General features: G+C 58.9%; 17 protein-coding genes. 8 read left to right on the top strand and 9 right to left on the bottom strand.

Annotation, left to right across the window (positions count from 1 at the left end):
• The first annotated feature begins 12 nt into the window (after nucleotides 1–12).
• Complete coding sequence (locus KBY75_RS03405; protein WP_255022961.1) at nucleotides 13–885, top strand: WcbI family polysaccharide biosynthesis putative acetyltransferase; 873 nt, start codon at nucleotides 13–15, stop codon at nucleotides 883–885.
• A 501-nt stretch (nucleotides 886–1386) separates the two neighbouring features.
• On the opposite strand, the gene KBY75_RS03400 is transcribed toward KBY75_RS03405, so the two are convergent.
• Together KBY75_RS03400 and KBY75_RS03395 are read right to left on the bottom strand one after the other, a co-directional pair.
• On the bottom strand, nucleotides 1387–3000 hold the full coding sequence (locus KBY75_RS03400; protein WP_255022960.1) for an FkbM family methyltransferase: 1614 nt from the start codon (nucleotides 2998–3000) through the stop codon (nucleotides 1387–1389).
• Nucleotides 2997–4304: a hypothetical protein gene (locus KBY75_RS03395; protein WP_255022959.1), complete on the bottom strand. Its 1308-nt coding sequence runs from the start codon at nucleotides 4302–4304 to the stop codon at nucleotides 2997–2999. The genes KBY75_RS03400 and KBY75_RS03395 overlap by 4 nt, the downstream gene beginning before the upstream one ends.
• Before the next feature lie 444 nt (nucleotides 4305–4748).
• Here KBY75_RS03395 and KBY75_RS03390 point away from each other — a divergent pair, with 444 nt between their 5' ends.
• The 3 genes from KBY75_RS03390 (at nucleotide 4749) to KBY75_RS03380 (ending at nucleotide 7960) form a co-directional block, all read left to right on the top strand.
• Nucleotides 4749–4943 carry a hypothetical protein gene (locus KBY75_RS03390; protein ID WP_255022958.1) on the top strand — a complete coding sequence of 65 codons (195 nt, stop codon included), beginning with the start codon at nucleotides 4749–4751 and terminating at the stop codon, nucleotides 4941–4943.
• A gap of 264 nt (nucleotides 4944–5207) precedes the next feature.
• Complete coding sequence (locus KBY75_RS03385; RefSeq protein ID WP_255022957.1) at nucleotides 5208–5759, top strand: hypothetical protein; 552 nt, start codon at nucleotides 5208–5210, stop codon at nucleotides 5757–5759.
• Nucleotides 5760–5797: 38 nt separating this feature from the next.
• Nucleotides 5798–7960 (top strand): glycosyltransferase, encoded by a 2163-nt coding sequence (locus tag KBY75_RS03380; protein ID WP_255022956.1) that lies wholly within the window; start codon nucleotides 5798–5800, stop codon nucleotides 7958–7960.
• Here the strand turns inward: KBY75_RS03380 and KBY75_RS03375 are convergent.
• From KBY75_RS03375 to KBY75_RS03355, 5 genes are all read right to left on the bottom strand, one after another.
• On the bottom strand, nucleotides 7957–8982 hold the full coding sequence (locus tag KBY75_RS03375) for a glycosyltransferase family 90 protein (RefSeq protein WP_255022955.1): 1026 nt from the start codon (nucleotides 8980–8982) through the stop codon (nucleotides 7957–7959). The two genes, KBY75_RS03380 and KBY75_RS03375, sit on opposite strands and share 4 nt — an antisense overlap.
• 1 nt (nucleotide 8983) lies before the next feature.
• The gene (locus tag KBY75_RS03370; RefSeq protein ID WP_255022954.1) at nucleotides 8984–11188 is read right to left on the bottom strand and encodes a glycosyltransferase; all 2205 of its coding nucleotides are present in this window, start codon (nucleotides 11186–11188) and stop codon (nucleotides 8984–8986) included.
• A 337-nt stretch (nucleotides 11189–11525) separates the two neighbouring features.
• Nucleotides 11526–13184, bottom strand: coding sequence for a hypothetical protein (locus KBY75_RS03365; RefSeq protein WP_255022953.1), 1659 nt, complete (start codon nucleotides 13182–13184; stop codon nucleotides 11526–11528).
• 85 nt (nucleotides 13185–13269) lie between these two features.
• Nucleotides 13270–13518: a cytochrome P450 gene (locus tag KBY75_RS03360; protein WP_255022952.1), complete on the bottom strand. Its 249-nt coding sequence runs from the start codon at nucleotides 13516–13518 to the stop codon at nucleotides 13270–13272.
• 159 nt (nucleotides 13519–13677) lie between these two features.
• Nucleotides 13678–14583 (bottom strand): glycosyltransferase family 92 protein, encoded by a 906-nt coding sequence (locus KBY75_RS03355; RefSeq protein ID WP_255022951.1) that lies wholly within the window; start codon nucleotides 14581–14583, stop codon nucleotides 13678–13680.
• A 90-nt stretch (nucleotides 14584–14673) separates the two neighbouring features.
• Here KBY75_RS03355 and KBY75_RS03350 point away from each other — a divergent pair, with 90 nt between their 5' ends.
• From KBY75_RS03350 to KBY75_RS03340, 3 genes are all read left to right on the top strand, one after another.
• The gene (locus KBY75_RS03350; protein ID WP_255022950.1) at nucleotides 14674–15489 is read left to right on the top strand and encodes a hypothetical protein; all 816 of its coding nucleotides are present in this window, start codon (nucleotides 14674–14676) and stop codon (nucleotides 15487–15489) included.
• Nucleotides 15489–16553, top strand: coding sequence for a hypothetical protein (locus tag KBY75_RS03345; RefSeq protein WP_255022949.1), 1065 nt, complete (start codon nucleotides 15489–15491; stop codon nucleotides 16551–16553). Before KBY75_RS03350 ends, KBY75_RS03345 begins: the two co-directional genes overlap by 1 nt.
• A 71-nt stretch (nucleotides 16554–16624) precedes the next feature.
• The gene (locus KBY75_RS03340) at nucleotides 16625–18028 is read left to right on the top strand and encodes a hypothetical protein (RefSeq protein WP_255022948.1); all 1404 of its coding nucleotides are present in this window, start codon (nucleotides 16625–16627) and stop codon (nucleotides 18026–18028) included.
• Nucleotides 18029–18047: 19 nt separating this feature from the next.
• On the opposite strand, the gene KBY75_RS03335 is transcribed toward KBY75_RS03340, so the two are convergent.
• On the bottom strand, nucleotides 18048–18755 hold the full coding sequence (locus KBY75_RS03335) for a glycosyltransferase (protein ID WP_255022947.1): 708 nt from the start codon (nucleotides 18753–18755) through the stop codon (nucleotides 18048–18050).
• Nucleotides 18756–18878: 123 nt separating this feature from the next.
• On the opposite strand from KBY75_RS03335, the gene KBY75_RS03330 reads away from it, so the two are divergent.
• Nucleotides 18879–19739, top strand: a complete 861-nt coding sequence (locus tag KBY75_RS03330; RefSeq protein WP_255022946.1) for a hypothetical protein — start codon at nucleotides 18879–18881, stop codon at nucleotides 19737–19739.
• Nucleotides 19740–19777: 38 nt separating this feature from the next.
• Here KBY75_RS03330 and KBY75_RS03325 read toward each other — a convergent pair whose 3' ends face one another.
• Nucleotides 19778–21472 carry a hypothetical protein gene (locus KBY75_RS03325; protein WP_255022945.1) on the bottom strand — a complete coding sequence of 565 codons (1695 nt, stop codon included), beginning with the start codon at nucleotides 21470–21472 and terminating at the stop codon, nucleotides 19778–19780.
• Between the last annotated feature and the right edge of the window lie 39 nt (nucleotides 21473–21511).

Raw genomic sequence — 21511 nt, 5'->3', positions numbered from 1 at the left:
TGAAAATCTCCCATGAAATTCACCGTAATAGCGAACTGTCAATCGGGTCCGATGGCCAATCTCTTATTGGCCTTAGCTCCATGTCTTGAGTGGTTAAGGGTCAAGCCAATTCACCTGCTCAAAGCCGATGATCTAGCTGCTTTTGATCATACGATATCTGAGTCTGAGGTAGTGATTCACCAGCCGATAGGCTCTAGTTTTGGCGAGTTTGGAATTGATTCTGTTAAAAAGCGTTTTCCGGATAAGTCTTATTTGTCTTTTCCATCGCTTTATTTTAAAGGCTACCATCCATGGCTGATGTATTTACGCAAACCCACTGGAGGCACACTGAAAGGCCCTGTCAGTGACTATCATGATGAGCGAATTGTGAGAAGTTATATTAATGGCCTAACCGTCCGAGAGGCTTTGCAGTGGCTATCAAGTGTGGAGTTAGATAGCAATTTTATTGGTGCAGAATTTGCCAAGCTTGAAGATCGCGAGCGTGAGGGCAGGCTAGATGCTCGGTCTGTAGATTATCTGAGAAGCCACCATCGCAATCGAAAGCTTTTTTATGTTATTAACCATCCCGCCAATGAAGTAATGATTCATCTGGCTACACAGCTTCTTGATAAGCTTGGTCTTGCAGTCAGCCCAAGCTGTCGAGAAAATGCGGAAAGACGGCCTGATTATCTACGTACATCTTTTGCACCCATTGACCGCGCAGTCCGAGCCTTGGGCATTAATGCTGAAGACGACGGCTGCTATGGAGTAATTGCAGATGGAATCAAGCTCACGTATAATCTAGATGAATATGTTGAAGCTAGCTTCGATTGCTATTCGAGCGAGGCTGATATGCCGGCTCTTTACGATTATGCACGAGCTCGACGCCTTGTTCTGGGGAATTGACTTAGGCCATTTTCTAATGCATCGATAAGCGATTGGTTCCTGCTGCTGTTCTATTGGGATTAATCATTTTGGTCTATCAAGCTTTCTGATGCATCTGCTTATTCGGGCATCTCCTACTTTGCTCTGCTGGTAATTGCCTCGCCGACCTCACTGTTTCATTCACCGCTCAAGAGGGCCACATTGAACCTCTATGTGGCGAGATATCGAGGCTGTCAAAGCGAATATGAACGGCTTGCTTTTCATAGGCAATTCACCCCAGCGTGCTCCTCTTGATTCTCTCAACTATTGCGTTAGTACTGAAGCAACACAAATACTTTGCGCGCTATAATCATAAGAGGCGTTGACAGTCTTTGCTTCAAGGATGAGTCTATCGGCTCTATTATTTTGAATGCATAGAAACATGAACTTGCATGCTTTATGGGCTTGGCGCCCTTTGGCTACTAGGCGGCATTTACTACCTTGTCCTCCTTGAAGACTGCGAATCTCTGCGTATAAGTCAGACTACTGAGTCTGAGCCCCGGGAAGTAAATAGAGATCAACCCACCCCCTGTCTTGATGATTGAGAGACTTGACATAATCTACAAAGCAGGTTGCTTCACACGCCTCAATAGGTCTCTTGAAAACTTCTTTTAATCGCGAATTCCATGGTGTCCGTAACGGAGCCTCAAAAACCCGGAAGTTTACGCACAGCCATTCAAGCTCATTGACAGGAGAAAATCCTTGGCTCTCCATCCAATGCGGCGCAAACTCGCAGCGCAGCATCCAGTTACTGCGCCTAGAAAGTTCCTTGAAGCCCGACCTGATAACACTCACATCAAAGCCTTGTGTATCGGACTTGATAAAGAGTCGACTAGATATGGGAACTGACTCGAGAACTTTGTTTAAGTTGGTGGTGGGAACAACTACCTCCTGCCAGTTCTTCTGTGCTACAACACGATTGTCCTGGGTCGAGACAGGATTAACACCAATCGCGGTCACGAAGCTCTCTTGACTGGACACAGCTGCCTGAACTACCTGTACCCTGCAGTCAGGTGTGATTTGCTTCAGATTTTCGCGAAGGATGGGAAGCAGCCGAGGGTCCGGCTCAATCGCTATTAGCCTCTTGGCGCCTAGCCGGGAGCAAAGCATTGCAGCGGTATATCCATAATTCGCCCCAATATCGATCACAACCTCTGGTTCAAGCGTGTGGCGGATTAGTCGCCAAAGTGGTGAGACACTGTCTTCTTTATGTCCCCTCTGTTTGTAATGATCACCGCCTTGATCTGATACATACACGGATAGCTTGAACTCATCGATGGATATGGTTTGAACTTTCTCCCCAATCCGATCGAGCCGAATCCAGGGAGGCAAATTGAAGTTTGGCTCATCGGATTCATACCAGCTTGGCCTTTGGCCTGGGTGAAAGCTGTCATAAAAATCGTTTGTATTGGAAAGACCAGCAAGATCGTCGTTCGCCAACCCATTGAGATTCAAGCCCTCTTCGATTCCTTTCCATGCCTTGGAGTCTTCAGGCATGAAATAGAGGTTTAAGGGGCCATGAATATGGGCCAGACGGTAGCCATGGTCTCGAGCCAGCTGGCTTAATGCGAGAAGAGATGCGCCGTAGTTCTTGTCCCTTTTATACTGATGGCTTGGGTTAAAGGAGAGGCTGGCCGAAACATCTGCAGGCACATGGCAGTTGTATTCGCAAATCAGCAAGGATGGCCGTCGTTTCTGCAGGATCGCTAGCATGCACCAGTAATCCATCCCGTCCACGTCGATCACGCAGGCTGCCGGCGAACCGGGGACCCCGCATTCGTCAAAAATCTGATTGATATTCAGGGGCGATACAGATTGTTTCTTCAATATCCACTTCTGGCCATCGTTCCAGGGGATTCTCACCTCATCCTTAACTGCTTCCGAATCAATATTCAAAAGGCTGGCTTGTCTTTCTTTGGCAATGCGCCCAAGTGTTCCTCCCCCGAGACTGCGCTGACCAAACTCAACAAAATAATTACTCTTAAGATCAAGCAAGCCCAGGAGATGCCTGATGATTCCATCCTCTTGCGTGCCAGGCCCGTCGCAATACTTCAATAAAGGCAACTGATGTTTGAATTTCTCGATATAGCTATTCATTGCTCTACACCTTGCTTGAGAAGCACAGTGCCCCGATTAGCACAAGAAAGAAGCTGCCATCCCTGATCCAGCAACCAATGCAAAGCAAGCGCCCCTTTTCCTGCCCACACGTCCTTCTCTATCCAGGTGTCGTCCAATCCGAGGAGTCCGCCCGGGGGAATCAGGCGGGAGCAGTGGCGGGCAGCTTCCAGATGCATGGTGTGGCACTCGGCGTCGTTAATCCGCGAGCCATAGCTCTCTACATACGCCTTCTGTCTCAGATCTGAATGGCTGGCGTGCCAAAAGTCGTAAGCGTCTAAATAGCAGGCAGCGATCGGCCTATCCCACTTCTGCAGTTCTTCCTCTCCTTTTCCCGTGATCCAGCTGGCATTGCTCTCCCTGTAGTCACGTTCGAGGGCTTCGATATTGGCGTGGTCTAAGTCGATACCGGCAAAAGGCAAACCCAACTCTTGAGCCAGCGCCAACAACTGCACGGTGCTGTTCTGGCCTTCAATGATTTCCCTGGAGCAGCCCACCTCCACAAGCCATGGTCGTTCCCCTCTCCAGTTACTCAGCAGCTCAGGCAGCTTCTCGCGGCAGATCTGAATGAACACGGCATGCCCGTGGGCGCCTTTGCTGCCAAGGCAGTTGTTGATGGCATCCAGCCTGCTGAGCAGTCCCGTTCCTTCCTTTTGATGGCCACCCCGGGAGGAATCGGCTGGCATCTCAGCGGCGATGGCCGTTGCCAGCAGGCCAACCATCTCCTCATGCAAGCCAACGGCTCGCTCCCAATCGGCCGAGCCCGACTGGGCATCCGTCATTAGACGACTGGTGTTGGCCGTGGCTACCAGTTCTGAGCAAAGCTGCAGACGCTCTTGCCTGCCCATGCCAGGTAGTTCCTTCAACAGCCGCTTGACGCCATAGGTGGCTGCAGCCAGCCTCTGTTCCCGCGCCATTTCCAGCGTCATGCCAAGCAGCTGCGACGGCGTGAGCGCCGACGAGCGAATCAACTTGCTGCACGCCTGCCAGCGTTCATAGTCCGCCGATCCCTGCACTTCTGGCTTGATCGCGCTATACACCAGCTGATCCCACACCCCCACTTGCCCGGTGTCGTGCAGGTACCGCAACAGCTGATCCACCACCCCCTTGGTGCTCTCCGGCGCATTGCGCAGCTGCGCCCGCCACAGCCGCACCCCCTCCGCATAGGCCTTTCCCCGCTGGATCCAGTCGCCCGTGGCGCTGTCTCCCTCCGGCTCCTCGGGCCAGGCCGGCAGGTGGATCCCCAGGGTGGCCAGCTGCTCGGTGAGGGTGGAGCTGGTTGGCATTGGGCGGTGGCCAGTAATGGACTAATTATCGCAGTGGTTGGTCGGCAGAGTCGCACCAGGCTGCTGCGGCAACCGCTCCAGATGCATAACCCACTCAGTCAGCGTCAACTTGCGGAGCATGAAGCCTGGTAGTACTGGCAACCGCCCTTGGACGCCTCAGCCGTGGAGAGTCCAGCTCGACATTGTAGATCTACTATGGAGTCGTTCGGGCTCGCTGCGGTGATGACAGCTGCCAACGCCCTCCCGGGGTTGCCTGCTCCAGTTCCGCGGCCCCGGCTGCTGGATCGTCGGGGCTGGTCAACTCTTCTTGCCGGTTTCTGCTGCTCCTGATTTCGTTCACCACGAACTACGGCGATGACAGCCTCTCCCACTTCGGCAACCTCCTGGCCCCTGACAAGGTCGGAATATGCCTCCACCTTGGCGCCCTAGCGGCGCTTGCTGGGGATGTTCAACTGGCGACCCGTTTACGACATCGAGCAGCGTACGAACAAGCTCGAACTGAACGCGCTCGCCAGCGAGAGGCAATTGCGCTCGAGCGAGAAGCAGATTCTCGAAAGCGAGAAGCGCATGAAGCTGCTGCAGGATAGCAACGCCAGAATCGCGCGCTTCGAGCAGGAGCTCTTTTCCTCCTCTAACTAAGCCCCCTCCACCGGCGATTCCTCGCCTATTTAGTCAACTAGCGGGCGGGACCATCGCAGGACGAGCAGGCGAGCTGAGCTTGGGCTTGTGCCCGGCTGCTGAGATGAAGAGCTTTTACGCAGGCTCCACGCGCTACAGCGCGGCCGGTTGGCTACCGAGATCCCCTCAAGCGAGCCTAATCGACTTGCATTCGCCCCAACCCTCGCTCGCCACTGCAGGAAAGCCAGCCGCGTGTCTGGCCTATGATTCGTAAAAAAGTAGGCCGTGGACACCCTCGCAATCCAGCGCAGTCTCACAATCCTTGAAGACCGCTATCGCGAGTTGCGTGAGATTGGCGAGAAGCATCGTCAAGCTTGGCAAGCAGAAGAATCAAGCCTTCGCGAAAATCTTTCTGATGTGAGAGGAGAGAAGGAAGGATTGGAGAAGGAGTTAGGGGATGTGAGAGGAGAGAAGGAAGGATTGGAGAAGGAGTTAGGGGATGTGAGAGGAGAGAAGGAAGGATTGCAGAAGGAGTTAGGGGATGTGAGAGGAGAGAAGGAAGGATTGCAGAAGGAGTTGATTGATGCCCGAGAGGAATCTGAGCTGTTGTTGCTCCAACTTCATCAGGTTCAGGAAGAACTTGAGTACTATTTTCTCGAGAATCAGCGTAAGGAAGAAAAGCTGCACTGGTTGCGCGGCCAGCGGGAAGTACTGCTGCGCATGCTGCGTCTGCATGGGCGTTTTCAGCAGCGCTTCTTGGCCCTGGATGGACGCATCGCTTTGCCTTCCCTGCGCCGTCAGCTGATGCCTTGGTGGCAGCGTCTCCAGCGCTCTTGACATCCCGCCCACCGTCGGCTGTTGTCCCAGCTGTCTCCGTGTTGATGCCCTGCTTCAACCCGGGGGCTTTTCTGCAGGAGGCCGTGGCTTCGGTGCTGGCTCAGCCGGAGTGTCTTGAGCTCATTGTGGCTGAGGGGTGCTCCACCGACGGCTCCCTGGAGGTCCTTCAGGGCCTTGCGTCAGCCGATGCCCGCCTGCGCATCATCCCCGGGCCCGACCAGGGGCCTGCCGACGCCTTGAACAAGGCCTTCGCCCAGGCCCGCGGCACCCTGATCGGCTGGCTCAATGCCGACGACCTCTCCCCCCCCGGTGCCCTTGGCCGGGCCGCCCAGGCCTTGAGCGCCAACCCTCGCTGGCTGATGGTGTACGGCGAAGGCGAAGAGTTTGATGCTGCCACTGGCACGCGCCAGCGCTACCCCACTCTTCAGCCGGTGGTGGGCCTGGGCGGCTTTCGCTCCCACTGCTTTATCTGCCAGCCGACAGTGGTGTTTCGCCGCACCATGGGCTTGCTTCTGGGCCCCTTTGATCTCAAGTGGCGCACCGCCTTTGATTTCGATTACTGGCTCAGGGCGTTTGCCGCGTTCCCCGATCGCATCGGCTACCTCCCCAATCTCCAGGGGCTCACCCGGCTGCACGCCAGCACCATCACCAGCCGCCAGCGTGCCCAGGTGGCCCTGGAGGCCACGGCGCTGCTAGCGCGCCACTTCGGGTCTGCTCCTCCCACCCGCCTGCACGCGTATGCGTTGGAGCTGCAACTCGGCCTGGCGGAGCTGCCCGCTGGTTGCTCACTTTCAGGCCATCTTGCGGAGGTCTTCGGCCAAGCAAAGCCCTGGATTTCTCCCGTAGATCTCTGCCAGCTTCGTTGCGACTGGTTGCTCGATCAACGCACTGCCATAGCCCTGCAGGCTGCCGAGCAGGTCGCTGCCGAAGCAGCCCTCTTTTCGCGTCCTACGGCCGCCTTGCTGCAGATCGTTCAGCCCCATTTGCGCCCCCAGCACCCTGGGCCCCCGGCGGGCCCCCATCTCCGCCTTCAGGCGGCGTTTGCGCAATGCGCATCCAGCTACCCCCTTTTGCAGCAAGAGAGTGCCCTGCAGCGCTGGATTGAGCGCCGGGCCCATGGCGGCATGCGCACCCCTTTGCCCTTCGGCGTGAATCTCATTCATGCACCGCAAGGCAGTGTTGAAGCCGATCTCTGGCTGCAGGCGCTGCTGGCCGCGCTTCGGGCGGCGCGGGTGCCTCTGGCGCTCTGCGAGCCCTTGGCTGATCCAGGCCCCTACGCCATCAACCTGATCGCCCTGCCCCCTCCGGCCCATGCCGAATGGTTGTTGGCCCGTGGGCTGGAGCCCCAGCTGGATCGCCTGGGCGTCGCCGCTTGGCCCTGGATCGCGAGTGACTGGCCGGATACCTGGCAGCCCCTGCTGGCCCTTGTGGATGAGATCTGGGCCCCCAGTGGCTTGGTGTTCCAGGCGCTCAGTACAGGCTCTAGCCCTCCGGTCTGGCCGATCCCACCGCTGCCCTGGCCCGCCAACCAGCTTGCTATCAACCCTGCGCCCACGGCAGATGTCCCGTGTCTGCTGCTCCATGTGGATGGCCAGGTGTCGCCCCATCTGCTCAACACCTTCGGAGCCGTGGACGTGTTCCGTCGAGCCTTTCCTGCCCCGTCATCCGGTGCAGCCTCGGCCCTCACCCCAAGCCCGCAGCTCCAGATTCTGGTGGAGCATGCCGATGCGTCTGCCCCTGAATGGCAGTGGCTGCAGGCCTGTTCGGCCCATGATTCCTGCATGCAGGTGCGGGTGCTGGCTGGTTCGGCCACCGAGCAGCTCCTCCCCTTGATGGCTCAAGCGCATGGATGGCTGTCATTGCAACGCAGCTATGCATTTCCTTCCCTGCTTGGCACAGCCCAGGCCATGGGGTTGCAGGTGATCGCCACGGCCAGTGGCGCGGCGCTTGATCTTCAGGCCTCTGCCAATCTGCAGTTGGTGCCAGCCCGGCAGTCGCCGATTGGGCGCGGTGCCTTCCCCGATGCGGAAGGGTGTTTTTGGGGCGAGCCCGATCGGGATGCGGCCATTGCAGCTTTACAGCGTGCCATTTCAATCAATCGGATCCCACAGCTCCCCAGTCTTGATGAGGAAAGAGTCCGCTCTGGCCAGGTTTTGAAAGACCGACTTCTCCAGCTCTGGAAGACACACCAGCCGGATTAGGCCGTGAGCAGAGGTTGGATGTGCGCCAGGGCGGCATCACTGAAGTGGCTGCCGATCTGGCGTAGGTAGCGATGGGCCACGCGATGGCCGCACCAGGCCATCCAGGCCGCCTGTTCGGGATGGCTCTCAGCCCACTGCAACGCTGAGTCCAGGTCTGAAAAGTCTGGTTGCACCTCCATGTAGTGCTGTCCAGGCTGCATCAGCCTGTAGTAATAGAGCGATCGTTTCTGGGGTGCCCGGAACACCAAGCAGCCCCGTAGATGCTTGAAGATCGTGCCCCAGGCCAGGGCGTTGCCGGGAAGATCGGGGTAGTAGCGATAGTTCTCAAACGTCGATTCCGGCACCGGCGCGGCCAGAATCCCCTCGCTCTGGAGCCAGGCTTCGGCCAGCGTGGTGAACGCGGGATCCGTCTGTACTACGCGGCTGATCTTGATGTTGCAGCCCGTGGTGTTGCGTTCCTGTAGGCACACCTTTACCCGTGTATTGGTCGCTAGCCGGCTCACATCGGCAATCGGACCACCCGGCCGGATGCCCGTGGTGCCTCCCCGCCAGAACACCTGGGGGTGGCGCCTTTGCCAGCGTGCATAAAAGCGCGAGAAGCTCAGCGGTTTGCCATATTTCTCAGGCTTTAATGCTGCCTGCATGGCGTAGAGGTCGGGAATCAACGCATCCCTTTCGGCTCCGTCCATCGAGGCGATTCCTGGCTGGCCGCCATCACACATCGATAGTTTGAGGCTATAGTCGCATCGGATGCGCCGATGCAACCTGATCAGCCAGGGTGTCCATACCTTCAGGCAACACTGCACCCGGTGGGATTCAAACGGTGGAAGGGTCTGGGCCGTTTTCTGGGCTAAGGCGATCTCAAGTTGCCGGGTGGTGCCGGAGCGCAGCGTGGCGGTAACGGTTAGACGGTGGCGATTGTCGTCTTCTGCCCTGAGGATCACCTCAAGTCGCTGCTTTGCTGGCAGGGCTGCCGCGAGCAGGCCGTGCCACTGGGGATCGATGTTCGGGGCGGTGGTCATCTCATGCTTTCGGAGTCTGGCCTATGTGGTCGGAGATGTTCAGGGCCTCCCGATAGCGCAGGCCTGTGGCCTTGATGGATAGATTCTGCAGTACCGAGCCTGGGCAGGTCACGCGGGTTGACTGGCCGATCGCCTGCAGCAGCAACTGTGCGGCCATGTTTATATCTGGCTCTCCCCAGATGTGCCCCTCTGCCTGGGCATAGGTTCCTGGAAGTATCGGCGTTGCGGCGCACGGCACCAGGTGAAAACTCTCCCCCTGGCAGAAGTCCACATTGCCGCCCCAGTTGCTGCTCACCACCTGCAGACCGAGCACGCCCGCCTCGGCAATGCCGCGCCCAAAGCCCTCGCTGCGATGCAACGAAAGAAACACATCGCATGCCCCCATTAGGGCCATAAGATCACCCCGCTTCATATCGGCTTCGATCACCCTCAGACGCGGGTCTCCAGCTGCTTGTCGCTGCAGCCTTTTCCACTGCTGATTGGCTGAACCCGGGAGCAATGCCTTGATCACCAGCTGCACGTTGTCGCTATTGCCCTTTGGGAAGGCCTGCTGAAAGGCCTCTAGGGCCCCCCATGGGTTTTTGCGTTCCAGCGAAGATTTCACATCGAACACGAACAGCACCAACTTGGCCTCGGGGTCGAGGCCCCAACGCTCGCGGGTATGACGTCTGCGAGCAGCCTCGCGGTATTGCTCCGGCTGCTCGATGTGCACCGCCATCGGCATCACCTGGAGGGGCTTTTGCAGGGGATCAGAGAAGGGTTCCAGTGCCTTGGCCGTAAACGTGCTGGAGGGCCACAACGCATCCGCCAGCGGAATCATGCACTCCCAGGCTTTCGGCCAGGTCTGCGTTTCCCAGGGCCAGGCCACAATCGTGGTGCGACCCCGCTGCTGGGCCAGGCCTTCGCGGGCGATCCAGGCGCCGTGGCTGGGGGCTGCAAGGCAGACAAGATTGAAGCGGTAGGGGCCCAGTTCTCCTGGGGGCAGGGTGCGGGCTTCCAGGCTGCGTTCACTGGCGGCCGCCCCATTGTTGGCCGGCACATTCACCACGCAGTAGGGCACGTCTGCGCTCTCCAGAGCCAGCGCCGCCATACGCACGTCTTCGCCAATGCCAAACACCTCAAAGGCATGGCCGATCAAATTCACTCCGAACGGGCGTTGTTCAGGGCTGGGAAACAGTTGTTCTTGCCATGGTTCTGCCGTGATCTCTCCATGGCTGTTGAAGGGCAGATGGCTGAGTTGGCTGGAGGCGTGCTCTCCCCACCAGTTTCGATATTTCTCAAGGGCTTTCGGAAGTGGGAAGCGATCCTGTAGCGCCGGATCCCGCTGCCACTGCAGCAAGGCCACCATCGGTAGCTGATCGATCGGCTGGTTGAGCAGTTGGAGCAAGCCTTCGTCTTGCCGCAGCAGGCGGTATTGCTCCCACAGCTCCGGGCTGAGCAGCCGTTCAGCCAGTCGCAGCTGGGGCCCCCAGGGTGAGCCCAGTTGCAGCGCCCCCAGCTCCGGATGGAGCAGGTCGCGCAGCAGCGAGACACACCACAGCCGATCAAGACCCCCCTGGCGCAAGCTGTCCTCCAGCCGTTCTTGCCATGGAGCGGCGCTGGGGTTGAGTCCCCAGCCGATTTGCAGTTGTTTCCAGGCTTGTTTCCCCAGCAAGGGGCGTGCGGTCTCCAGCGCTGTAGCCAGTTCGGCCAAAGCAGTGGAGCCTTGCGGCACCGTGGCTTCCCCGAGCTGGAGTTGCAGGCCATAGCGGTGGATCAAGCCTGCAGGGGATTCACCCCAGCGCTGGGCAAGGTGCGCGCTCAATTCCAGTGCCCGCTGGCGGCAGCGGCCGTCGGCCTGCCAATCACTGAGTTGGTGGGTCTGCACCCACCGCTGCGGCACCACCACAATCCGATCGCGGTGCTGCTCCAGCACCTCCACCAGCCAAGCGTCCTGGTAGCTGCCGTGCAAGTTGGGCGTGAGTGGCAGGGGGCTGCGCTGTAACAGCCGGCGCCGCAGGCACAGCGCTCCTGGGCAGTAGAGCTGCTCTTGCACCAGCTGCCGCAGCCGTGTGCTGGCCGGTAGGGCGCCATGGCGGCGCACCACCACTCCTAGATGATTCATCTGTTCTCCATCACCAGCGATCAACAGCGCCTCGGGGTTGCTCCTCGCGGCATCGGCCCACTGCACCAAAGCCTCCGGCTGAAGTTGGTCGCCCGCCTCCAACGACCAAATCCAGGCCCCACGCGCCTGTTGGCTGGCACTCAGCCGAAGGCTTGCTTCGCACGATGTATCTGTGGACACCCATCTCAGATTAGGGCTCTGGGCGCAACAGACTGTGACCGAGCGGAGCCCCTCCCAGCTCAAGTTCCAGGGCAAAAGCTGAGTTTCGATCCAGAGCTCCTGGGCATCCCGCCGCCAAGCTTTGGTGGCTTGATCAATGCTGGCCAGAGTGAGCCGCAGCCCTCTCGCGTCGCTGCGGCACAACACCTGAAAGCAGACTTGCACAGTCACGCTGGCTGCCGGCTCCACGAAAGTTTTAAAGTGGTCATCAAGCCTAAATCTATGGAGGCGGGGGATTTTCGCTCTTGGGTCGTTTCTCGTTGAGAATCTCCGTTAGTTGGTTGTAGAGTGCTTCCCACGGAACGCTGTAGTTTACGTAGCCGTTGCGAGCGTTTGTGTCGCTCACGTCCTGCACTAGTTCAGGCGCTATCGTGCGCGTGTGGTGGTGAATATGTATGTGTTCAGGGTGGGAAGCTGCCATGCGACTGCTCATGTGACCTACGCCCGGCTTGGCGCAGATCCTGGAAACATTGAGAGATCCTGTGGTGAAGTTGGCTACATAGGCATCCACGCTTAGGCCCACCCGCACTTTCTCGAGAAGGTGTAGACCAGCGATTATACCGATGCGCCTTTTCGTTTTGAAATCTAGTCTTTTGATGATGCGTCTGATTACCTGATCGTCGCTACGGGTTTCGCGTCTGTGATAACGAGAGCTCGTCAGTGGTGGCGTCCACCCATCAAATATAATTCCCAGCTGGGGGTGGGAGCTGTGCAAGGCATTGAGGAGTGCGGCAATGCCTTCGACCTGCTCGATCCAGATACGCTTTTGGCTTGTGATACCCACCCAGATCAGGGGGCTGCACCGCTCAAGAGCGGCGAGGGCTCCAATTGACGCCAATTGCGAATCACGCTGGGCCGCAATTCGCAATTGCCTATCAACGGTTCCAGCTAATGTCTGCAGCGCTGGGTCTCTAATTACGCTGCGAAACCAAAAACCTAGCTGTAACAAGTAGATGCCGTTCTTGCTGGTGAGTTCATTGAGAGCCTCCTGATTCAGCTGCTGGTGGGGTTGGGATAGCTCAAGGCAGCTGCCGAGGTCTACAAAAGCTTCTCCCTCCTTGGAGAACAGGCTGTCTCCTGCCTGAAGTTCATTGGCTTCCCGCACTGCCTCCAAGGCTAGTAAGCCTTCATACATACAGTGGTAAGGCCTGGAGTGACCAACCAAATAACCGCCAAAGCGGGCTGCATGGAGAGGTGTGAAAAACTCCGGTGTGCGGCAGAGGATCCGCAAGCAGGATCGCACCGTGTCCTCGCCTAAATGGCACACGAGCAAAAGCATATTGAGGCCCGGCAGCAGCACCCCATCACTGCTGCTCACCCCCTGGAACACGACAAACCGTTGCTCGCCCTCCTGAACCAGCAGCAGGTTTAGATGCATCACCAATCGGCTAGCGAGGATTCTCCCCGGCTCCTTGCCGAGCACGCTTGGGAAACGGCCCTGGTCGCGCAGTTGGGCCGCTTCCACCACCAGCTCCTTGCTGGCGGCACGATCGCAGAAGTTAGCTAGCGCTGCTGGTCGATCGCTGCTTTCTTTTACTGCGCAGCCCAATAGGGCGCAGTGGCAGATGCGCTCCAGGTCAGGCCCTGGTAGATCAGCTTCGCTGCCAACGAAGAAGGCCTGCCAGTGATCTAGCTCTTGCTGGGTAGCCCGGATCACCTTTAAAGTTACCCATGGCAGTTGCAGATTTCCTTCGCGCAGGCTCAGCAGAATCTGCTCCCCAAGCTCGTTAGCAGGAATCGACCCCGAAAAGCCCCAGACCTCGCCGCTGCCCTCCAGGTGCCATTCCCGGCTTTGCTGCGTACTTTCAATCACCAACACAGTTGTGTGCTTTTGCTCCCCCATAAGCCAGCCTGCGAGGTGTAGCTCCCCATCGCTCATCTTTAGGCACTCCAGGCTGGCCTTCCGATGCAACTCATCTAAGCAAAACCATTCAAGTGGTTTGACGTACATCATTGCCTAGAAATTAAATGCTTATCTCAATATCAGTCCTTGGCACGCAGTATTCGGTTTTTTCGTGCTGCCGGGCTTTTCGGAGCAGTGTAGCGATTACATTATAAGCTCGCAATTGAGATATGGGAGCATGAGCAGGCGGATCCTGCAACAGTTCGTGGCGGCTCCACGCCCTGAGGATGTCGCCTTCGTTCTTTAACTGGGCCAGCACCGAAAGGCTGGTGACGAGCGCCGAATCGCGGGTTTTGGCCGGTTGCTGCACCCAGAGGCATGCAGTTGGCCCCACTCTGGCGGCCTCTGCGACAGTGAGGCCAGTTGGAGGGCACGTTGCCGTGCAGATTTAGATCTGGGCACCTGGGCTCTTGAGCTGCTACCTGCCAGCAATAAATCTGGGGGGGCTGAAACAGGATCGGCAAAGCACTCAGCTGGGAAACCGCAAAGAAGCAACCAGGCGGCGGAGGGAGCCTGCTAGGCCCGATAGCGGGCGCTCCTCCTGGCGAGCAAGGCAGGCAAGCTCTTCATCGACAACTTCGTTACGGTCAAACTTTTTGAAGTAGGCCATGCCCTTAGTCTGCAGACCTGGATCGCTGAAGTAAACATCTCCCCTGGTGGCCTTGATGTTTGTGAAATAGCTTTTGCTTTGTATCGGATAATGGTTCATGTGCAGGTGGCTGGCTTCTAGCTCGGATTCCGAAGTTGGAGCAAAGCCCCCGTAAATATGGGTAAGCTGCTTGGATATATCGCGGCCAGAAGGAAGAATGTAGCGACCTTTTTCCAAAACTGGATGGTGAACTCTAACGTCTCGTGTGAATGCCACGCGGCATAAATACTTTCCACGGCTGAATCCAGGCGCCGGTTCTGGAAAAGGCACCTTGGCCCTAGTGATAAAGTTTGATCGCAGGCTTTCCGGCTGTTGATCATGGCCCGAGGAGCCAAAATTCTTCCAAGGCAACATGATGGCTCCCACTTGCTTGAGTGTAAAGGTTTCCAGGTAGGCCGCGATTGTTGTGTAATTATTACGTGCATAAGCAAACTCATCGAGATCGCAAACAAGTAGCCATTTGTAATCGCTAAAGATTCCGCTCTTCAGGAGATCGCGATAGATCGTCATCTGCGCATGGCATCGAGAGTCTTCCTTGATTTCTACGATGCTCTGGTAGGCACATTTCTTTAGGGCATCCCGCCAGTGGTCGGTTGAGTTATTGTTGACCAGAACTATCTTGGAAGCACCCTGCAATGCGTAGTGTGATATCCACTCCACAATGTTGGTGGCCTCATTCTTGAATAGAGCAAGCACGGCAAATGTGGCCTTGCTCGTACCCGCCATAAATACCTTTTGATAGCATGTAATTGAGTTTATGCCCTTGGGCTGGTGGCGGTGTCTGCAAAAGTATCTGGTTGCTAGAGGGAAATAGCCGTGCAGATCCAGATCTGGGCACCTGGGCTGGATGCGGCCTGGCTTACTGATGGCCAGGTGCAGGCCCACCTGCAGGTGCTGCCGCTGGCCGATCCCGCCCTGGCCCGTGCCGAGCTGCCGCTGCTGCTTGCCTATGCCGATCCCCTGGGGCGGCTCGCTTCCCAGGGTGCAGGCGAGCATGGTGGGGCACTGCTGGCAGCCCTGCCCCAGCTGGAGCGCTCCGCCAGCCGCTGCCGCCTGGTGAACCTCAGCTGTGTGGCCCTGCCCGCACTGGTGGCCTGGGCCGTGGATCCCTGTGCGGGTGTACCAGCGGAGGCTCTGCCGCGTTTCGCCGTGCCCGATCCTTTCGAGGCGTTGCTGGCGATCGCCTGGCTGCAGGAGCATCCAGAGCAGCTGCAGGCCTATCAAGCCTTGGAAGCTCACGCCCTCGCCGCCGCCCTCGATGGGCGGCCCCCCGATCTCGATTGCCTGGCGCGCTACCAGCAGGCCGCCAACCTGAACGCCCTGCTCGCGGCTCGGCAGGAGCGGGCAGCCCTGGAGGCCGATTTGGCGGAGCTGGCGAAGCAGCTGGAGCCGCTGCAGGAGCGGCAGCTGGAGGCCCTGGCCCTGCGGGAACAGCTGGCGCTGCTGCAGGGGCGCCTGCAGCAGGCTGATGTTCTGCAGGAGCGCTGCAGCGAGCTGCAGCTCAGCCTCCAGGCCCAGCAGCTCGATCTCGAGCAGCTCGCCCGCCGCCTGGCCCTGCTCGAGCAGCTGGTGAGTGCGGGCAGCGATGCCAGCCTGCGCCTGCAGGGCCGCCTGGCCCAGGCCCTGGCCTGATGCTCCGCGTTGGCGTGCTGGCCCAGGCCCCCGGTGGGCCACTCACCAGCTCCGCCTGGATCCGGCTGCTGCTGCCCTTGCGACGCCTGGAGCAGCAGGGGGGCTGCGTCGTGGCGCAACTGGAGCCCGCCGCAACGGACGACGCCCCGGCCTTGGCGCTCGCTGACCTCGATCGCCTGATCGTGCAGCGCGCTGCCTGCCCCAGCCTGGGCATGGCCGAAGCCCTGGTGCAGGCCTGCCGTCAGCGCTCGTTGCCCCTGATCCTCGATCTCGACGACGCCCTCTTCTCCCTGCCGGCCGACCACCCCGAGCGCGAGCGCTACGCCCCCGCCATCCCTGCCCTTGAGCACCTGCTGGCGGCGGCCGATCTGCGCGTGTTCTCCACGGCCACCCTGGCGGCCCAGTGCCAGCAGTTCGGCCCGCAGGCGGTGCTGGCCAATGGCCTTGATGCTGAAGCCTGGGAGGGGCCAGCCCGCTTCCCCCGCGCTGAGGCCGAGGGCCCCCTGCAGCTGCTCTACATGGGCAGCCGCACCCATGACGCAGACCTGGCCCTGATCCTGCCGGAGCTCGACGCCCTGACGGCGCGCGATCCCGATGCCTTTCGCCTCACCCTGGTGGGCGGCGTCAGCCAGCCCCTGCAGCGCCCCTGGCTCCACAGCCTGGAGGTGCCTCTGGAGGCCCGCCGCTATCCCCGCTTCGTGCGCTGGCTGCGCCGGTTGCCCCGCCACGATCTCGGCCTGGCCCCCCTGGTGGCCAACCCCTTTAATGCCGCCAAAAGCGACGTGAAGCTGCTCGACTACGCCGCCCTCGGCCTGCCGGCGCTCTGTTCGCCTGGGCCGGCCTACCAGGAGCTGTTGGCAGCGGGCCTGGCCTTGCCGGCTGAGCCCGGCCAATGGGCTGAGCAAATCCTTTGGGCAGCTGGGCATCGCCGCCGGCTGCGGCGCCTGGCCCAGGCGGCCCATGGGCACCTGTGGGAGCAGCGCAGCAGTGAGCAGCTGGCCGATGCGTGGCAGCACGTGCTCGGTGGTTTCAAGTTTGGGCCCAATTCCGGCAAAAGTTTGTGATCACTTGCTCCCCTGATCCGATCCGGCCTCGCCTCACCTGGCGGTTTCCCCATCTGCGACTGGTTCAAGGAGTGGTGCTGTGGATTCCCCAGACTGATCTCAGCCATTGGCAGCTGCGTGCACTCAGGGTGAAGGCATGTGGGCTGAGAGTTTCGGTTCGCTTCCGGGTTGAGATAGAAGAATCAGGGATCAGGATTCGGGTTAATCCGCCAAAATCGAGAAGTGCTTTTGTGCTCGACGAGCTGTCCCTGCGGGCTGCTTTTGAGTCTTTTGATGTTGAGCCGGCTATTGAGGTTGTGGAGTCTGAAGATCTCGCTTTATTGCGGGAGAGAATGGTTGCTGATGCCCGCCAGTTCAAAATCGGAATGTATAGCCATCAGGGCTATGGAGACATTTTTTACGCATTAATTTGTCAATGGTTGTTGTTGTGGCTGGTTGATTTGCCTTTGAAACAGGGTGGCGCCGTTTTGCTCGATTCCTATGGAGCGAATCGTGCGCGGGGAAAGACGGCTGAGTTGATTGCTGGATTTGTTCCCATCCTGGAGACTTGGCCTGGCTCGGAAGCGGATGTCTTGCCTCTTAAAGGGATTGATATTTATGCTGATTCTTCTCTATCCATCAACCGTATCAGCCTGTTATTGGATGATTTTGTAAGCCGTCTTCTGCAGCGTTTGCCGTTGCAGGGCGATGTGCCGATTTCCGGTGGCGTTCGGTTGTTGGAATTGCTGCTTGATTCGTTGGCAGGTTGTCTGCATTCACCTGATCGTTGGCCGGCTTTTGCTAGGCGCTTGGCCAGGGTAATTCAAGCGGATTGCAGTTCTTCTTTGTTTGCTCAAGTCGCTGAATCTTCTGGGTTGAATTCTTCGCGGTCGGGTCTCGTTGTTTGTCAGCAGCGCTTGGGTGACCTCGCTGTGGTGAAGATAGGTGGTCTTGAGTTGGTGCCATGGTTTGTTGATCAATATCAAGATCGCTACTTTGATGTTCTTGCTGCGAAGGCATCCCTTGCGCGCAGGCCAGTCTCAAGTCTGGGCCGATTGCTTGAGATTGCGGAGAGTCTGCATCCAGGAATGAACTACCGGCTCATCACAGATGGTTATGCATTGGCTGAGCGGCTGCTGTTGAAGCCCGGCAATCTCAGTTGGGTTGCTGCTCAGTTGGGTGTCGATGCAGCGGAGGCTGAAGCATCGATTTGTCGAGAGATCCAGATCCTGCAGGCACGGCTTGCTGTTGACGCCGCTCGGTTTTTTTCGGCTGGCTCTGTAATTGGTGACTCCGCAGAACAGGACCTTCTCTCTTTGCAGGCACTACAAGATTGTGATGTCTGTATCAGTACCTCAGGCCATTTTTGTTTTTCAATGATGAATTTCCTTAGTCATCGTCAGCAGCTATTGCACGCCCAACCCATCGGCCGTCGCTTTGATTTAGTTCGTCGTGGCCTCAAGCTGCTGCCACTTTCGCCGCAAGACCTGCAATGACCGCTTGGGGGATGGCTTTTCAGTTCCAAAGCCGCATGGCATCGTCGCGGGCGCTGAACCACTCCGCCGCCAGCGGCCCACCCATGGTGCGCTGCTCCCGGAACCAGGGCCCGCCCAGGGTCCAGTGCAGCAGGGCGGAGGGTTCTGCCAGGGGGCGCTCCTGCACATCCACCAGGTGGTTCCAGCGCTCCATGGGCAGAGCGCCGATCAGGCTGTCGTCGCCGAGCCAGTGGAAGCGGTGCAGTTCCAGGCCGCTTGCGCTGTTCACATACTCCGGTGTCAGCGCGGCGCAGCGGCTGCCGTTGAATAGCATCAGCGAGCTCCAGTTCTTCTTCTCGTAGCGGCTCTGGGTTTCCCCCAGGAATTTCACCTCCTGATCCGGCACGTGCTGGTGCTGTACGCACATCACCGCATAGCGCTCATCGCGCAGGGCCCAGAGCTCGGCGATGTCGCTGCGGCAGAGCATGTCGCAGTCCATGAAGATGGCCCAGCCCTCAAAGCCCATCAACTGGGGCACCAAGAAGCGACTGAAGGAAAAGGCCGTGCTCTGGCGCGGGTCGCGCTGGCGCCAGTAGAGCCCCTGGGCCTCCAGCTGGGGCGTCACCAGCGGCGTGATCGCGAGCGGCACGCTGCTGTGCTGGTAAAGGCTGTCGATCAGCACGTTGGTGGCCGCCCGCTCCCGCGGGTCGTAGCCGATGAAGATCGGAACCGGTGAGACCGCAGCCATCGGCAAAAAAACAGGACGGACGAATTTGGAAACCTTAAGCTGCAGCCAGTAGATCTCTCGGTAGATCTCAGTTGTGTCAAGGATTACTGGCGACTGTGCGCTTGAATAGACCTCTCTCCTCGGATGGCTGTCGTGCTGCAAGGTCTGGGCCCTGATTCAGCTGCTTGCATCAGTCGTTATCGAAGCCTGTGCTCGGAGCAAGATTTTGAAGCCGTAAAAAATTTTCTGAATGAATTAATCCGGCAGGAGCAGGAGAAATTTCTTCTTTTAATTATTACCAGTAAGGCTGCACACATTCCAGATAAGTCGTTGGAGTATGACGTTTTTGAGTATCTCTATGGGTCCCGTCAGTTACCACTTTATCTACGCATCTATGCAAATACGCGTTGCTGTTACAAGGTGAGTAATGCTCCAGATGTTGAGCGAGCAGAGCGCTATCTGGCTAGGGGCTATGCATCGCTGCACCATCGGCAGGCTTGTGGTTCTTCGGAAAATTCCAAGCGCGATCGCCTGCATATTGGTTTTTCGACAATGTTGGCCATGCTGCATGTGCAGCTCACCCATCGCCGCTGGCGCGACGCACATGCCTTAGCTCAAGGTGCCGTTGGAGAAGTGGGACGTTTCCCTGAGGGTGGTGCGCTGACTGGGTCTTATTACGGCACCAATACGCGAATTGCTCGAATTATTGGCCTTAACTATGCGCTTGATCTGGCACTGGATCATAATTTAGAGGGCGCAACGCGTTATGCAGCTTTGCTTCGGCAGAGCTTTTCGTTGGCGATGGCCAAGGCCGATCTCAATCTGGTTCGTTTTTCGGAGTTTTATGCGGGCCTGCCACTTTATAGAGTTATTGCGGAATCACAGGCTAGGCTTAAGGAGCCTGGGCAAACTATTGATGAACTCGTAAATCTCTCCGTTATTATTAAGTCGCAGGGACGAAAGAAAGTGGCGCGTCTGCTGATGCGAAAGTTAAATCGTCAATAGCTGATCTTCCTGGGTTCCTGGCAAGGCGGTGTTGATGGTCATGGCTGTTGCTCAGCCAGCACCTTGATCAGCTCATCGCGCAGCGCTTCCCAGGGCAGGCTGTAATTCACATAGCCGGTGGGCGTGCTCGGATCACTCACGTCCTGCACCAGTTCGGTTGGGATCTCCCGGGTGTGGTGGTGAATGTGCTGGTGCTTGGATTCGGCCATGCGCTGGCCCATGTGGCCCACGCCCGGTCTGGCGCAGATGCGAGCCACGTTGAGGGAGCCGGTGGTGTAGTTGGCCGCGAAGGCATCCACGCCCAATCCCACCCGCACCTTCTCCAGCAGCGGCAATCCGGCCACCACCCCCACCCGGCCTCTGGTCTTGAAGTTGAGCCGCTTGAGGATGCGGCGGATTACCCGGTCGTCGTTGCGGGCCTCGCGGCGGTGGTAGTCGGAGCTGTGCAGCGGCGGCGTCCAGCCGTCAAAGATCACGCCGAGGCGTGGATACAGCGCATGCAGGGCGTTGAGCAGGGCGGCGGTGCCTTCCACCTGCTCCACCCAGCTGCGTTTCTGGCCGGTGATGCCAACCCAGATCAGCGGTGTGCAGCTCTCCAGCTGCTTGAGGGCGCCGATCGCTTCGAGCTCGGAATCTCGCCGGGCCGCATTCCGCAGCTGCCCATCCACGGCGCCGGCCAGGGCCCGCAGCTGGGGATCTTCTGCCCGGGTGTGAAACCAAAAGCCCAGCTGCAGCAGGTAGGTGCCGTTGCTGGCCGTCAGCTCATTGAGAGCCTCCTGGCTCAGCTGCTGGTGGGGTTGGGCCAGCTCCAGGCAACGGCCCAGATCCACAAAAGCTTCGCCTTCTTTGGAAAACAGGGCATCGTCTGCGTCCAGCTGCTGGGCTTGGCGCACCGCCTGCAGGGCCAGCAGCCCGTCGTAGGAGCAGTGGTAAGGCCGGCTATGGCCCACCAGATAGCCCCCGAAGCGGGCCGGCTGGCTTGGCCTGAAGAATTCCGGCGTGCGGCTGAGGATCGCCAGGCAGGTGCGCACCGTGCCGGCTTCCAGGTGGCACACCAGCAGCAGCAGGTTTAGCCCCGGCAGCAGCACCGCATCGCTGCTGCTCACCCCCTGGAACACCACAAAGCGCTGCTCGCCCTCCTGCACCAGCAGCAGGTTCCAGTTCAGTACCAGCCGGCTGGCCAGGATCCGCCCCGGGCCCCGGCCCAGCACGCTGGGAAATCGGCCCTGGTGGCGCAGCCGGGCCGCCTCCACCACCAGCTCCTGGCTGGCAGCCCGCTCACAGAAGGCGGCCACGGCCTCTGGGCGGTCGCCACCGCGCTGCACAGCCGTGCCCAGCAGGGCGCAGTGGCTGATCCGTTCCAGCTCTGCCTCCGGCAGGGCTCCTGCCTCGCCAGCGAAGAAGGCTTGCCACTGCTCCAGCTCGGCGGGGGTGGCCCGCAGCACCCGGATCGCCACCCAGGGGAGCTGTAGGTCGCCCCGGCGCAGGCTCAGCAGCAGCTCCTCGCCCAGCTCAGCAGCGGCCAGCTCGCCGCTGAAACCCCAGCCCCCCTCCTCGCCTGGCTGCAGCGGCCAGTGCCACTGCCGATCACCGCTGCTGAGCTCCAGTTCCAGTGGCTCGCTGAGCTGGCCGGCCAGGGCCAGCTGGCTGCCGCAGAGCTGAAGACGGGCCAGGGAGGCCCCAACCTCCAGCTCCCGCAGGGAAAACCAGCGCCGGGGTTCGACAAACAGCACGCCCGAGCCATACCCTCTGCAGTCATGCTATGGGTCGCA

This window comes from Cyanobium sp. T1G-Tous, from assembly GCF_024345455.1.
Classification (GTDB): Bacteria; Cyanobacteriota; Cyanobacteriia; order PCC-6307; family Cyanobiaceae; genus Cyanobium_A.
Note: the sequence above shows the minus strand (reverse complement) of the source record. Positions and strands in the feature narration are given on the sequence as shown.